11 protein-coding genes are annotated in these 15,215 nt (G+C 45.8%); 9 read left to right on the top strand and 2 right to left on the bottom strand.

Annotated features, from left to right (window positions below; all coding sequences use genetic code 11):
* The first annotated feature begins 62 nt into the window (after positions 1-62).
* Both ACP7H9_RS04255 and glnE read left to right on the top strand, forming a co-directional pair.
* Positions 63-1,562 carry a CYTH domain-containing protein gene (locus tag ACP7H9_RS04255; protein ID WP_114982164.1) on the top strand — a complete coding sequence of 500 codons (1,500 nt, stop codon included), beginning with the start codon at positions 63-65 and terminating at the stop codon, positions 1,560-1,562.
* Between the two features lie 7 nt (positions 1,563-1,569).
* Positions 1,570-4,419, top strand: a complete 2,850-nt coding sequence (gene glnE, locus ACP7H9_RS04250; protein WP_439222218.1) for a bifunctional [glutamate--ammonia ligase]-adenylyl-L-tyrosine phosphorylase/[glutamate--ammonia-ligase] adenylyltransferase — start codon at positions 1,570-1,572, stop codon at positions 4,417-4,419.
* On the opposite strand, the gene lpxL is transcribed toward glnE, so the two are convergent.
* A complete protein-coding gene (gene lpxL / locus ACP7H9_RS04245; protein ID WP_034822497.1) occupies positions 4,395-5,336 on the bottom strand; it encodes an LpxL/LpxP family Kdo(2)-lipid IV(A) lauroyl/palmitoleoyl acyltransferase in 942 nt (313 codons plus the stop codon). The two genes, glnE and lpxL, sit on opposite strands and share 25 nt — an antisense overlap.
* Before the next feature lie 100 nt (positions 5,337-5,436).
* Entirely contained in the window at positions 5,437-6,819 is a 1,383-nt protein-coding gene (tolC, locus tag ACP7H9_RS04240) for an outer membrane channel protein TolC (RefSeq protein ID WP_439222217.1), read from the bottom strand.
* Positions 6,820-7,003: 184 nt separating this feature from the next.
* Between tolC and ACP7H9_RS04235 the strand changes: the two genes are divergently transcribed.
* The 7 genes from ACP7H9_RS04235 (at position 7,004) to ACP7H9_RS04205 (ending at position 14,772) form a co-directional block, all read left to right on the top strand.
* A complete protein-coding gene (locus ACP7H9_RS04235; RefSeq protein WP_439222216.1) occupies positions 7,004-7,621 on the top strand; it encodes an NUDIX domain-containing protein in 618 nt (205 codons plus the stop codon).
* A gap of 9 nt (positions 7,622-7,630) precedes the next feature.
* Positions 7,631-8,092 carry a DUF1249 domain-containing protein gene (locus tag ACP7H9_RS04230; protein WP_439222215.1) on the top strand — a complete coding sequence of 154 codons (462 nt, stop codon included), beginning with the start codon at positions 7,631-7,633 and terminating at the stop codon, positions 8,090-8,092.
* A gap of 66 nt (positions 8,093-8,158) precedes the next feature.
* A complete protein-coding gene (gene parE, locus ACP7H9_RS04225; RefSeq protein WP_439222214.1) occupies positions 8,159-10,054 on the top strand; it encodes a DNA topoisomerase IV subunit B in 1,896 nt (631 codons plus the stop codon).
* 110 nt (positions 10,055-10,164) lie between these two features.
* On the top strand, positions 10,165-10,815 hold the full coding sequence (locus tag ACP7H9_RS04220; RefSeq protein ID WP_439222212.1) for a TnsA endonuclease N-terminal domain-containing protein: 651 nt from the start codon (positions 10,165-10,167) through the stop codon (positions 10,813-10,815).
* Complete coding sequence (locus ACP7H9_RS04215) at positions 10,778-12,721, top strand: Mu transposase C-terminal domain-containing protein (protein ID WP_439222211.1); 1,944 nt, start codon at positions 10,778-10,780, stop codon at positions 12,719-12,721. Before ACP7H9_RS04220 ends, ACP7H9_RS04215 begins: the two co-directional genes overlap by 38 nt.
* Positions 12,722-13,687 carry a TniB family NTP-binding protein gene (locus tag ACP7H9_RS04210; protein WP_439222210.1) on the top strand — a complete coding sequence of 322 codons (966 nt, stop codon included), beginning with the start codon at positions 12,722-12,724 and terminating at the stop codon, positions 13,685-13,687. It begins immediately after the preceding gene.
* A 62-nt stretch (positions 13,688-13,749) separates the two neighbouring features.
* Positions 13,750-14,772, top strand: coding sequence for a TniQ family protein (locus ACP7H9_RS04205; protein WP_439222209.1), 1,023 nt, complete (start codon positions 13,750-13,752; stop codon positions 14,770-14,772).
* Positions 14,773-15,215 lie beyond the last annotated feature (443 nt).

Genomic DNA, 15,215 nt, shown 5'->3' with positions numbered 1-15,215 from the left:
TGACCGTTAGCCGCCAAGCCAGTACCTTTAATCTAACTTATTAAACGCATCGGAATCGATTTATGTCACAAGAAGTTGAGCTCAAGTTACTGATTGCTCCAGAACAGCGAGAAAAAGCGCTCGAAGTCTGCCAGTCGTTGGCGGATTCTCATCAGGCAAAACCCCGCAAAGAGCAGTTTGAACTCAAAAATGCTTATTTTGACACGTCCGATTTACGTTTACGTCAGTTCGATATTGGATTACGGATACGTAGCGATAAAGATCATAAAGAGCAGACAGTGAAATTGGCTGGTCGAGTTATGGGCGGCATGCACCAAAGGCCAGAGTATAATATTGACATTGATAGCGACAAACCCGACTTAACCTTGTTTGATAACGAAATATGGCCGGAGGACTTTCCGGTTTATGATATTCAGCGTGATTTGGACACCTTGTTCGTTACCGATTTCACCCGAACCCGTTGGCGGCTTCCCAGCGGCGAAGGTGTTATCGAAATGGTTCTTGATGAGGGATATATAGAGTCGGGCGAGCAGCGAGAGCCAATAGCGGAGATTGAACTGGAGTTACAGGGCGGTTCCTTGACAGAGGCTTATCGACTGGCACAGGAGCTGGTGAAAAAAGCCGGTGCGCGGGTAGGCTCGTTAAGTAAAGCGGCAAGAGGCTATCTGCTGGCCGGAAAAAGCTTGCTGGAGCCTTTTACACAAATGCACTACGTACCAATCCACTCTGAGCAAAATGTGGGCCAGGCGCTTTACCGGTCGCTGGAATCGGGCTTGCGCCATTGGCAGCACAACGAAGCGTGCCTGGACTTCCAACCCAGTGTCCGGGCGGTACAGGGAATGGCGGACGGTATGCAAATGGTGCGGGTTGTGTTGGAACAACTTATTGAGAACGGGGTTGGTGAACGACGGTTGCTGACCGGCATCTCGCAAATAACCGCAAAACTGCAATGGTTGAAGCGATTTGAAGGGCTGGATGAGTTAACCGCTGAAGATGGTGCCTATCATCGCGCGCTTAAGCGTTACAGCAAATTGTATGAATCTTTAGTCAACAGTCAGGAGGATGTTATTCGCCTGAATGAAGTTGCTGAACTGGTGCATTCTGCGGCATACCAAAAAACCGTACTGGGATTGTCAGAGTTTCTCTTGAAAGAAGAAATGACAGAGGAGCTGGAGCAGCCGGTTTTACCCTGGAGCAGTCAACTTTTGAAAAGCGACTGGCAACTGGTGCAAACGGCATTTTCTGAGCATGAAAAGCTCAGTGAAGAAGGGTATCTTAAGTTGCTGACACCCTTGCAAAACAGCCTTTTGATGGGAACTTGCTTCGGACATTTGTTTGATGCTGACTTGAGAGAAAGCTTCCGGCTGCCGTGGCAGGATTTAGCCCGGGGTATTCGTGAGATTACCGCATTGCATATTTTACATGAGCGTATTCGGGACCGCGACGACGAAGTGGATGAAAAACTAATGGACTGGCAAAAAGTCCAGCGAGAGTCCCTGCTAAAAGCTCTTGAATATTCGCGTAAAGCTGCGCTGAAACGTGAACCATACTGGTTAAATTAAGGTGGTTATGCTGACTCCCGACAATAAATTGATGAGCGAGACTGAAACAGCCTGGGAACGTTTTAAAGAGGTTGCAGAGAATATTAAGCTCACAGCTGAACAGGAGCAAAGATTACGGGCATTATTTGCTGTTAGTCCTTTTCTTGGCAGGGTTGCTGAAAGTTACCCAGAGCATCTTTTAACCGACTTTTTTGACGACGGTGGAACGAGTATTTGTTTGGTTGATGCTGACAGCTACGGTGACCGTATAGCAGAGTCGTTAAATCAAATAACGCATGACGATGACGCAAAAAAATGCCTCCGCAGGCTACGGCACTGTTGGATGGCGAAGCTGGCAGCAGCCGACATTCTGCAGCAAGTGTCGCTAAAAGAATCTTTGCACCACTACAGTACCTTTGCTGATGCAGCAATCAATAAGAGTCTGCAGTGGTTGTTTGAACGTTTTGTCCAACGTCACGGTAAACCGCTAGATGCTAATGATCAGCTAATGCCAATGCTGGTCATTGGAATGGGGAAGCTGGGTGGAAAGGAGCTGAATTTCTCTTCCGATATTGACCTTATTTTTGCTTTTCCTGAACAAGGTGAAACTCAGGGGCCTGGACGTAATCTGGAGCACGGTGTTTTCTATAAGCGGCTGGCGCAGTCACTGATTGGGTTACTTGACGAGACGACTGCGGACGGGCAAGTGTTCCGGGTCGATATGCGGTTAAGACCTTTTGGTCAGTCGGGTCCGCTGGTAACCAGTTTGAATGCGCTGGAGCATTACTATCAGGAGCAGGGTCGGGACTGGGAACGTTACGCCATGGTTAAAGCTCGCATGGTAGGGGCTGATGAACAGTATGAGCAAGCATTTCAACAGTTGATACGACCTTTCGTTTACCGCCGCTATATTGATTTTGGCGCCATTGAAGCGCTGCGTAAAATGAAGCTTTTGATTACCCAGGAAACCCGCCGACAGGGCGTTAAAAATAACATCAAGCTGGGTGCCGGTGGGATTCGCGAAGTTGAGTTTATTGTTCAGGCGCATCAGCTTATCCGCGGGGGGCAGGAAAAATCACTGCAGACACGTTCAGTTTATATCGCCATGAACGGCCTGGTGGAACTGGATTTGATAAGCTCGGAGCATGCTAGTCAGCTATTAAAAGATTACGAGTATTTGCGGGTTATTGAGCACCGCCTGCAACAAATTGATGACCAGCAAACTCAGCAATTACCCAGCGATGAAACTGGCCGCGCACGGTTGTGCACAATGCTGAATGAACCTGAGTGGGAAACCTTGCAGAGAAAAATAGACAAGTGCATGGAGCGCATTCATGCTGAGTTCCAGCAAGTGGTTGGCGCGGAGTCTGAAGATGACGAGGATGAACAAGGCTTGCAGGTTTTGTGGCAAGACATGCTGGATGACGATGCCGCGATAGAAATTATAGAAAGCGAGGGTGTTGACGAACCTCAGGCATTATGGACTCTAATTAAAAATTTTCGCCAGGAGAGCCGCCGTCGTAGTTCGGGCCCAAGAGGGCGTTCTGCATTAGCTAGGTTAATGCCGATAATGCTCCGGCATGCTATTCAGCATCAGCATCCAGAGCGGTTGCTGGAAAGGCTGCTTTCTATTATTAAAGCGGTTATGAGCCGAACGGCGTACATTGAACTGCTGGCGGAAAACCCCGGCGCCCGCGAGCAGCTTTGCAAATTGTGTATGGCGAGCCCATGGATCTCTGAACAGTTGGCTTTGCACCCCATACTTCTGGATGAACTGATTGACCCGCAGCAGCTATACAGCCTACCTGAGTCAAAGGACTACGCGGCAGTGCTACGAGAATATCTTGTACGTATTCCTGAACAAGATCTGGAAACTCAAATGGATGCGTTGCGTCAGGCTAAGCAGGCGCTGCAACTGAAAATTGCTGCAGCGGATATCAGTGGCGTTTTGGAACTGATGAACGTTAGTGATCATTTGAGTGCGCTGGCAGAAGCCACTATTTCTCAAGTGGTCGGTCTGGCCTGGCAACATTTGACTCAAAAACATGGGAAGCCCGCGGGAACCAGTATCGATAATACCGGATTCGCAGTATTGGGATATGGGAAACTAGGCGGGCAGGAGCTGGGTTATGGTTCCGATCTTGATCTCGTTTTTGTAACGGATGCTAATTATCAGGGGCAGACAGACGGTCAACGACCGATTGAAGTTCAGCAGTTTTACTTAAGACTGGCGCAACGAATTCTGCATTTATTTACTACCCGTACCGTTGCAGGCATTTTGTATGACGTGGATTTACGCTTGCGCCCGTCAGGGCAGGCTGGTTTACTGGTGACGCAGGTGGGCTCTTTTGCCCGTTATTTGCGCGACGACGCCTGGACCTGGGAGTTGCAGGCACTGGTGCGTGCGCGGCCTGTATTCGGCGTTCCGGCTTTAAGGGATACGGTTATGGATATACGCCGGAGTGTTCTTTCTCAACAACGAGATGAACACGAACTGCGTCAGAATATCGTTAGTATGCGAGAAAAAATGCGTGAGCATCTGACCCAAAGAAACAGTCGGAAGTTCGACTTAAAACAAGACCCGGGTGGTATCGCTGATATTGAATTTATTACTCAGTACCTGGTTCTGCGTTACGCACATCAATATCCGGAGCTATGCAAATACAGTGATAACGTCAGGCTTCTGACTGAAGCGCAACAGTTACACCTACTTACAGAGGTGGACGCTCAGAATTTAATTAACGCCTTTCAGATTTTCCGCTGTGAGAGTCATTCGCTGGCGTTGCAGGGGGAGCAGTTATTGGAGGAGCACAACCTGGACAGCGAACGTCAGGCTGTGCTCAATTGCTGGAATCATTTATTGGAAGATGACTTGTAGTAGCTTGGCATGTCAGGGTCGGGGCGGGTTTTAAACCTGCGGTGAACCCAGAGGTACTGGGCCGGAGCTTTTAGAATGGCGTCTTCCACCAAACCATTAACGCGTTCGGCATCCGCTTTCTTGTCTCCCGTGGGGAAATTTTCAAGCGGCGGTTCGTAAAAGAGATCGTAACCGCTTCCGTCGTCACGTCTGACGCAACGGCTTACCATGACTTTGCAGTTCGGGTTGCGGGCAAAAAGCATAGTACCCAAGGTTGTTGAAGCATCTGGTACTTCAAAGAACTTAACAAACTCGACGCGACGACGGCCATAATCCTGATCCGGAAGATAGCCGGCGATATCACCTTCGGTCAGTGATCTCATCATCGCTTTAACATCGCGACGCTGGATCATATATTTGTTTGAACGCCCTCTGCCGCGGGTTTGTAAGAACTCCATGACCGCATTATTATGTGGGCGGTAAAGACCTACAGCTGGCTCGACAAAGCCATGTAAGCGGGCATGAACTTCTAAGCTCAGGAAGTGAAAGAGCAATAACAGTACGCCGCTGCCATCCTCCTGTGCCTTACGTAAGTGCTCTTCGCCATGGACGTGTAGCTTACGTTTAATTCGCCAGTTCGGCCACCACCAGGCCATGCCAACTTCAAAGTATGCGATTCCGGTATTTTTCATATTTTCGGTTAGCAATGCCTCGATTTTCTCATTGCTATATTCCGGGAAGCAAAGCTTTAAGTTGGTACGGGCTATATTCACCCGGCGCGGCATGAGTTTTTTAAACAACAAGCCCAACCCGCGCCCCATGGCAAGCTGTAGCCGATAAGGCAGCCATGACACGCTATACAGGATGAAAACACCGAGCCAGGTAAGCCAAAACTTAGGATGTAAAAAGTAGAATTTAAATTTGGGAGGTTCGATCACAGCTGATGTCGCTTATTATTCGCTATTTGCCGCGGATAGTAACATAAAAATTCTAAAATGAGGCACCGCCAATAGTCAGGCGGTGCCACGGCCTGCGCAACTAGTCTGCGGCAGTGCCTTGTACGTTTTCAGAAAGACTGCTGTTAATCGCGATCAGGTCTTGTTCCTGCAGTTGTCCAGCGGCTTGTTCAAGTGTCAAAATTTGACGAATATAGCCGTAGCGCGCTTCTGACAAGTTACGTTTTGCGTTATACAGGTTACGGGTGCTGTCGAGTACGTCTACAATAGTACGTGTACCCACTTCGAAACCCGCTTCAGTAGCTTTTAATGCGCTCTCGGCAGATACTACTGACTGCTGGAATGCATTGATGCTGGCAATAGACGCGGTTACCTGGTAGTAAGCGTTTCGCACTTCGCGCTCAATATTGCGGCGAGTCTGTACCATTTGCTGGCTGCTGGCAACGTAGTTGTCGCGCGCTTGTGCAACTTCAGATGAGGTACGAAACCCTGAGAAAATGGGTACGCTGACATTGATGCCAATAGAGCGACTGTCCAGGCGTGGCAGATCATTTGTCTGTTGCCCGTCTTCATTAGAGATAGTGCGCTCGTTATCTTGAGTCGAGTAACTCGCCTGTAAAGAGACAGTGGGGTAATGTCCGCTTTGGCTTAGTTGAATTTGCTGCTCTGCAATATCCACTAACACCTTACTTTCTAGTAGGCTCAGGTTGCTGTTTTCAGCTCTCTTTACCCATTGACGAACATCGTCCGGCGCCGGACTACTGGGTGAAAAGGTTTCAGTATCCAGTGCAGCCAGAGTTTGTGGGTATTGACCGGTAATTTCACGGATATCTTCCAGTGCAATCTCTACCGCATTACGCGCCTGAATTTCACGGGCAACTGCGCTGTCATACTGAGCTTGCGCTTCGTGTACGTCGGTAATAGCTGTTAACCCAACGGAGAAACGTTGTTTGGTCTGTTCAAGCTGACGCTCAATCGCTTTTTTCTCTGCTTCCGCGAAGGATAAGTCATCGCGAGCCTGTAGTGCCTGGAAATAAGCGTTAACAACGCGAAGCATTAAATCTTGCTGGGCGTTACTGTAGGCGACTTCAGACTGATAAGCTTGTTTTTCAGCAATATCTGCGTTTTTCCATACACTCCAGTCAAACAGGCTTTGATTCAGAGTAACGCCAGCTTGCCAGCCTTTAGTGTCACTATCAAAAACTTGGATGCCAGAGTTTACAAACTCGGGAGAGTCGCTGGTTGAATCAGTGTAACCTGCCTCACCTGAAATTTGCGGCAGGAATCCTGACTTGGCAATATCAATACCTTTTTGTGCGGCATTGCGTTCTGCTGCAGCGCGTAATAAGGTCGGGTCGTTATCTACGGCTAAACGGTAAATTTGAGCCAAATCTTCAGCATTTGACGTAAAAGAGGCTGTGGTCAATGCCAGACCGACAGCTGCCGACAAAATATGCTTTTTCATGGTAGTCAGATTCCTGTTACTTGACATGCAATTGTTCAATGATTGCGCATAGTTTACATACAGTGTTGAATGATTACCAGTGTAAATGATTTGCGCAGATAGTTTAAGAAAAACATGGTTTCAGAATTCGCTCAAGTGTAACAGAATGTTTGTCTTTAATTACCCCCAAGAAAGGACAGTAAGTATGACGATTCGTTTTCACCGAGATGATGTGAAAGTAAAGGAAAAGGTACCTCTTTATCAAGGTTTTTTATCGGTTTATCGCTATTCTTTACAACATCGGCTGTTCTCTGGTGACTGGAGTCCGGAGATAAACAGGGAGTTAATGGAGCGCGGGCACGCTGTTGTGGTTATTCCTTATGACCCGATTCGCGACGAGCTGGTTGTTCTGGAGCAGTTCAGGGTGGGTGCGCTTGATGATAAAAACGGCCCCTGGTTGTTTGAATTTGTCGCGGGCATGTTTGACTCTGATGAGAGTGCAGAGGAAGTCGCTACGCGTGAATTAGAAGAAGAAGCAGGATTAAAAGCTAAGCGCTTAATCTACGCGACCAGCTATTATTCAAGTCCGGGTGGCACCGACGAAAAGTTGACTATTTATATTGCCGAAGTCGACAGTCAATCGGCTGCTAGTTTTGGCGGATTACCTGAAGAAGACGAAGATATCCGGGTTCATGTTTTACCCAGAACAGAAGTTATTAACATGCTCGAACGTGAAGAAATCAACAACGCTGCTAGTGTTATTGGGTTACAATGGTTGCTATTACATCGTGATAAGATGTTCTCTGACCAGGAGCAAAACTGAGGTTTGATTATGCAACAGCGCTATGTTGTCGACGTTGCGGAACTGCACCGGCTAACTGAACTAAATTATGCAGGCTTGTTACCGCTGTTGTCTCAGCTTGAATCTGAAGCTGAGGTAACGCTCTACGCGGGCGAAAACTTGGCTTTCAATTTACGCAACGTTAGCGAATCGCGCTACACCTCAGATATAGAAATTGAACAACTGAAGCCAAACTGGGCGGATTACTTACAGGCAAAAATGACGGTAAGATTATACCATGATGTGCGTATGGCTGAGATCATATCCAGTCAGGGTGTTACCCGATTAGCGGCACGTTATCAACAACCTAACCGCGAAATGCGACACCGGGACGAAAAGCATCAGGTTAATCAGTTCTTGGCTGACTGGTTAACCTTGTGTCGAAAGCAGGGTCATATTCAACCAAAACTCAGTGAAGCCGTTCAGAAATTTATGCCTAACTACTTCAAATAGACGCCAGTTAGCGGTAAATTGAGGCACACTTTTCGCGGATCGAGCCAATAATAAAAACAGGGACTCATGACAGACTATAAATCCGACTCCATTGAGGTGCTGAACGGACTGGAACCGGTTCAGCGCCGCCCCGGTATGTACACTGACACCTCTCGACCTAACCATTTGGGTCAGGAAGTTATAGATAACAGTGTCGATGAAGCTCTGGCGGGGCACGCTAAATCATTACTTGTTGTTTTGCATCCCGATCAATCTCTCGAAACGACAGATGATGGACGGGGAATGCCGGTGGATATCCACCCGGAAGAGGGGGTTCCCGGCGTTGAGCTGATTATGAGCAAACTGCACGCCGGCGGTAAATTTTCAAATAAAAACTATCAATTCTCCGGTGGTTTGCACGGTGTGGGGATTTCAGTTGTTAATGCGCTTTCTAAGCGCGTTGAACTGACTATTAAGCGTGACGGCCAGGTTTATGAAATGGCCTATGAAAACGGTGATAAAGTCAGCGAGCTGGAGGTTACCGGCACCGTAGGCAAGAGAAATACCGGCACCCGGGTTCACTTTTGGCCAGACCCTCAATATTTCGATTCGGCAAAATTCTCGGTTACCAAGCTAAAACATATTTTGCGAGCTAAGGCGGTACTTTGCCCAGGGCTTAAAATAACCTTCCGCAATAAAATAGATGACACAGAAGATACCTGGTTTTATCAGGACGGTCTGACCGATTACCTGGTGGAAGCGGTAAAAGATGTACCGACGTTGCCGGAAATGCCGTTTGATGGAAGTTTTAGCTCTCAGACTGAAGGCGTTGACTGGGCTGTTACCTGGCTACCGGAAGGCGGAGAAGGGGTTTCAGAAAGTTACGTTAACCTCATTCCTACTACGCTCGGCGGTACACACGTTAATGGACTGCGCCAGGGCTTGTTGGAAGCCATGCGCGAGTTCTGTGAGTTTCGTAATTTATTACCCAGAGGTGTTAAATTAACACCGGACGATGTCTGGGAACGTTGCAGTTATATTCTGTCGACAAAAATGCAGGATCCGCAATTTGCCGGACAGACCAAAGAGCGTTTGTCATCCCGTCAGTCGGCCAGTTTTGTTTCCGGTGTGGTAAAAGACGCTTTTAGCCTGTGGCTGAATGAGCATACCGATCAAGCCGAACTTTTAGCTGATGTTTGTATTAGTAACGCGCAGCGACGCTTAAAAGCCAGTAAAAAAGTTGTTCGTAAAAAAGTGACTCAGGGTCCGGCACTGCCCGGCAAGCTCACCGACTGTTCTAGCCAGGAACCTGGCCGCAGTGAATTGTTTTTAGTGGAAGGGGACTCCGCCGGAGGCTCTGCTAAACAAGCCCGCGACCGCGAGTTTCAGGCGGTGATGCCGTTGCGGGGAAAAATCTTAAATACTTGGGAAGTCGACCCGGAGCAAATTTTAGGCTCGCAGGAAATTCATGACATTTCTGTTGCCGTGGGTGTCGATCCAAACAGTGTTGATTTAGACAAGTTGCGGTATGGAAAAATTTGTATTCTTGCTGACGCCGATTCCGACGGTCTGCACATTGCCACCCTATTGTGCGCATTGTTTGTGAAACATTTCAGACCTTTGGTCGAGCATGGCCATATTTTTGTAGCCATGCCGCCGTTGTATCGTGTCGACGTGGGCAAAGAAGTGTTTTATGCGTTAGATGAAGCAGAAAAGCAGGGAATTCTGGATCGGATTGAAGCAGAGAAACGCAAAGGCAAAGTCAATGTGCAGCGTTTCAAAGGTCTGGGCGAGATGAACCCGCTGACACTACGAGAAACCACCATGGATCCTAATACCCGCCGGTTAGTCCAGTTGACCATTGATGACGGCGAAGTAATGGAAGAGTTAATGGATATGCTGTTAGCGAAAAAACGCGCTGGTGATCGCCGTACCTGGCTGGAAAGCAAAGGTAACATGGCCGATTTGGCTGATGGCTATTAAACCATAAGATGACAAACTGAAGCCATAAGCTGACAATTTAAAGCAAAAGTTGACAAATTAGCTTTGTTGCCTAACTTTACTTATGGTCAGTTGTATTTAGCGAGCATGTTATGAAAAGAAGAAATCTGAAGAGTAGGAAAGGGATTACTGTTTGCAGTTTCCCTGCAACGAAGCCTGCTCAACGAATGATATTTTTAGAGAGTATTCTTGAGCGCGATGCATGCTATTTATTTGAGCTGGATGATAGTGTGATTTCTTACGACAGCCAACCAGAGCCTATAAGATACATGGTTGGTGAAGAGGCTCATCATTATACCGCGGACTTTATTGTAACCTTTGATGATGGTGAGCAAGTCCTTTATGAGGTCAAAGACTCGCGCTATCTAGAATCGGACACACTTGAACTACTGGATTTGATATCTGAATATGCGAGGGCTAATGGATATGGCTTTAAAATCATCACTGATGAATCGATTCGAAAGCGCCCGCTGTTCACAAACCTAAAACACCTCTTCGATGCTCAGCACAATAGCCCCCTTACTTCTGACCTATCTCGCGAATTATTGAATTTAGTTAAAAAGCATGAGGCTATCTGCATCGGCGATCTTACTGAGCGACTTCCTATTAAGATTATTGATATTTACAAGCTTATCTTTGAAGGCGAGTTGTTTATCGATATTCACTCTGAATCGTTTGGAAATATGTCTGAAGTGAGAGCTGCAAATGAACGACTATTCGGTAGGCACATACTTAATAGATAAAGATAACAAGCGGAAAGAGATTACCGAAGTGGGTTCAACTCACCTCGTGCTAAAAGATCCTTTTATTCAAGATTCCCAGACAGTCAGTAGGGCTGCTATTGACGAAAAAATCTTTCTAGGTGATTTTAGTGTCGTAACATTCGATGAGCGCTCACAGCAATTAAAAAAGCCTTTAACCAAAGATTTCGCATCTTTCAGCGATGATGATAAAAGAATTGCTGCGAGAAGGTTAGGATATGTCGAGAAGGTTCGAAGTGCTGACTTGAAAGGGTTGACGGAAAAGCGTATTGCTCCAATAGTTGATGAGTTGGCAAGGGAAATTGGTGAGCATCCACCCAGCTGGAGAACTATTGTTAGATGGGTTAAATGGTATGAAGCTTCAGGAATTACAGGACTAGTAGATCAGAGCAGTAGGAAAGGAAATAGGACACGGCGCACCTCAACCGAGATCGATAGCTACATCAAAAATGCGTTGAGCACCTTATTAAAAAAAGAAAAGCCAACAATCGCAAAAGCCTATGAGTATTTCAAAACCGATCTCATTCAGGAAAATGCTAAACGAGCAAGCTCCAACAAGATTGAAATTATTTCATACCAATCGTTTGCGAAAAGGGCGAAAACTCTCTCCGAGTACGAAAAACTGCTACACCACAAAGGGAAACAGCAAGCAAGTAAGCAGTATCGGCTTACACGGGTAAGTGCTTTATCTAAATCTGTTGATTACATTCTTGACTGCGTTGAAATAGATCACACTACGGTCGATTTATTTGTGGTTGATGACAAATTACGAATTCCTCTTGGAAGGCCCAGAATAACCTGCATCATCGATTGGAAGTCAAAGTCAATTCTTGGCTTCTATATCGGATTTGAAGACCCGAGTTACATTAGTATTGCGAAAGCCATAAAGATGGCAGTGTCAGATAAGAGGAAGCTACTTCAAGACTATCCTGAAATAAAAAATGATTGGCCATGCAAAGGAGTATTTAAAAGTATTTCGTATGACCGAGGTCGCGACTTCGAGAGTAATTTCCTTAAAGACGCGTTGTTGGAACTTCAAGTATCGGGAAATGCGAATCCAGCAGGTAAACCTTGGAACAAAGGGTCTATAGAATCCTTTTTCAATACATTGAACAAAAAATTCCTAATCGATATTCCTGGAAAGGTCTTCGCAAATATGTCTGAGTCCTCTGACTATCACTCGGAGAAGAATGCGGTAATTACGCTTTCAGAGCTAAGAGCCCATTTTCTCAAGTGGATAGTCGATATATACCAAGTCTCCCCAAATTCAACTGCAACACGTATTCCCAATGAAACTTGGGCTGAAGATGAACAGTTTGTAGGTATTCGAATGATCGATGAGCGAAAGCTGGACTTGATGCTTTGTGAAAACAAGGTGCGGACTCTTAGTCAGAAAGGAATTATGAACGAGGGCTTAATTTATGATTCGGAGGAACTTCTAAGGCTATCAATGTTAGGCTTTAAAAAAGTCAGGATCAAAGTTAATCGTGATGACCTTGGTTATATTTACGTTCTTGATGAGGACAAAGGTGAATACTTTCGAGTAAACGCCGTAAATCAAACTATTGCTTCAGGTGTAAGCGTTAAACAGCATGAAATGGCCAAGCAATATGTAAGGCAGCAAATCCGAGCTAAAGTCGATGATGAGTCAATTGCTCAAGCTTGGTCGGAGATTCATGAGCGTATTGAAGCAAGCATTTTTGAAACGAAATCAGTCACAAGACGCTTTAAGCAAGCACAGTTAGCTGGTGCAGGTAGAGATGGAAAATCGGGATCGTTGCTCCAACCACCTAAAGCGACTAAAACCAAAGGCAAGAATCAAACCGTGGGTAGCTTATTAGATGAGACACCAGTTATTAAGACACTGCCCAAAGATTTGGAGTCATAAATGTACTTTGATATTCAAACGCTAAATGAAGAACAAAAAGCGCGCTACCTTGAGGTTGAAAGGCTTCTGGTTTTTACTGATAAATTCACAGAGGTTTTCAATGCAATAAAGCACCAGCACGACAGTGCTGTGCTGAAAGGTTTCGAGTCCCGTTCAAAAAATATTTTGATTTATGGACCGTCCGGAGCCGGCAAAAGTGCAATAGTTGAATATTATCGCGATAGGTATCCGGAGAAAGAGAATGTCACCGCTGCCGGAAGTATTACCTCGGTGCCTGTGCTTTATGTCTCTCTTCCCAATGATAAGAACCCAAAAGCGGCACCTAAAGCGATACTTAACAAGCTTGGTGATCCGCCGAGGAGAAGTAACGAGACGACGGCAGAGCTGAACGCGGCATTTAAAGGGCTGGCGGAGAAAACTGGTGTTGAAGTGATAATTATCGATGAGTTGCATAACGCATTTAAGGAAGGCTCCAAGAGTGAAATGCTTAGAGCCGCCACATGGATAAAAACAATAATCAACGATACTAAGCGGTTAGTAGTTTTGGTCGGATTAGAGGCCGAATGTAAGAAGTTAATGGAACTCGATAGCGAGGTTGAAACAAGATTCCCGATAAGGTTCGACGTTAGCTTTTATAGCGGTGAGAATTTCGATGACTGGCTTGCGCTTCTGCATAGCTTGGACAACAAACTGCCGTTCGATAAATTAAGCGGTCTCGCTGATCGTGAAATCGCTGTTAGGTTGTTGTTGGCGTCGCAGGGGAGGATTTCATACCTCATGGAGCGAGTAATCAGGCCCGCTGCACAACTCGCTATTTATGAGGACACATCAAATATCACAATAGAACAGTTGTTTGAAGCCTCTAAGGATGAGATTGGGGTTCCGTACGACAGTAATCCGCTAAACACTGCGGCTGTACCGACTGATAGGCTGAGAAGTCGTAGTTTAATGGCCAAGGTGAGTTAATGTCGAGATGTGCCGGTTGCTGCTGTTCAATGAAGTAACGCCATAAGGAAGTGCCTGAAAATATGATCGATAAGTTACTGGTTCGTCCAAACCCACATAATGACGAGTCGCAGGAGAGCTTTCTTTATAGACTTGCTATTCAGAACCATCGAACTATTTCTGATGTGTCGACTTTGTTGAGTCGTTCTGATTCGGTTTCCTCACGGACGAGAAACCGGGGCGACAATGGCACAAGTAGTTTTGAAAAAGCGGCAAGAGGTCTTTTCAATAAACGCGAGTGGAACGACCGTTTTAAGATATTGTTCGACCTTCAATTTCAAAAGTTCTGTGCGCTTTGTTTTGCTGAAAATCCCTACGTGAGGACTCTTTGGGACTTTAAAAAATATGTAAGTTGCCACAAGCATGGGGTCGCCTTAACAAATATATGTGATACGTGTGCCCGTCCAATAAGAATTTCCTCGCTATTTAGAAGAACATGCGTTGACTGTAACTCTCAAGTTATTAGCAAAATAAACTCCGTTGCGAGCCAAGACCCATTCTCTGAATTGATAGCTAAGACTATGGAACGCAAAGACATTTCAATTACAGAACAACTGGATGTCCTGTTAATGGAAACCGAGCAACTTAAGCCTTATCTAAGACTGGTCGAAAATGGCAACATGAAAGCAGTTATGGATCTGCGAAAGAGTAACCTATATGAATATGCTGCCTTACAATCTAAGGCCATTCATTTAATGCACGATGGTCAGCGTAGTATTCAGCTGTTAGCGGATCAATTGGACGATCGGCTTTCAAAACTAACTACTGGAAATGCCATCTCTCCCTATCGTTTTGTTATCAACAATCCTTCTGGATACAAATTTTCTAAAGTGCTAAAGGCATCTTTAGCATCGAATCAAATGGTACGCAATGACGGAGAATTATCTTTGAAGTTAATTTGCACATTGTGGCAGATTGAGGAAAAAGCTTTACGTAAAGCATTTAAAGAAGTGTTGCCAGGCATCTCATTGAAGAAGAATCAAGTTCCGTTGAGCACCTTTGCACGTTATTCAAAGCAAATCTTTACTATCTGTAAAGCTCGTTAGAGTTTCGGCTATCTAGTTGGCATGTTGAACTCTGATATCAACGGCTGCAATGAAGTTATTGCTCTAATCGGAGAGCAATATTTTGAGCCGGACCTGTCGCTTCCATGTCATCGAGAACAAGATAAGTGGCTATCTATCTAGGGTCAAATGTTGCTAATTAGATTCCTAAAGGGATAGAGCTGTGAAAGCAGGTTAGGTTTTCTTTGTTCTGAATGTTAATTTACTCAGCGTATATTAAATCGTCAAAACTCTTTGTAGAGTAATAGAAATGACCTCTACAGAATGCATTTGCAAGGACTACCAGTTTCGGCTAGCGGTCGTACTCTTTTATTATCAACAATGAACGGAACAAATTATGACTTTCATTGTAAGCGTCGCATAAACCACACAACCGGCCAACCGGCCAAGATAATGTAAGCGTCGCATAAACCACACAACCGGCC

The organism is Idiomarina sp. ST20R2A10, from assembly GCF_051842345.1.
Taxonomy (GTDB): Bacteria; Pseudomonadota; Gammaproteobacteria; order Enterobacterales; family Alteromonadaceae; genus Idiomarina; species Idiomarina loihiensis.
Note: the sequence above shows the minus strand (reverse complement) of the source record. Positions and strands in the feature narration are given on the sequence as shown.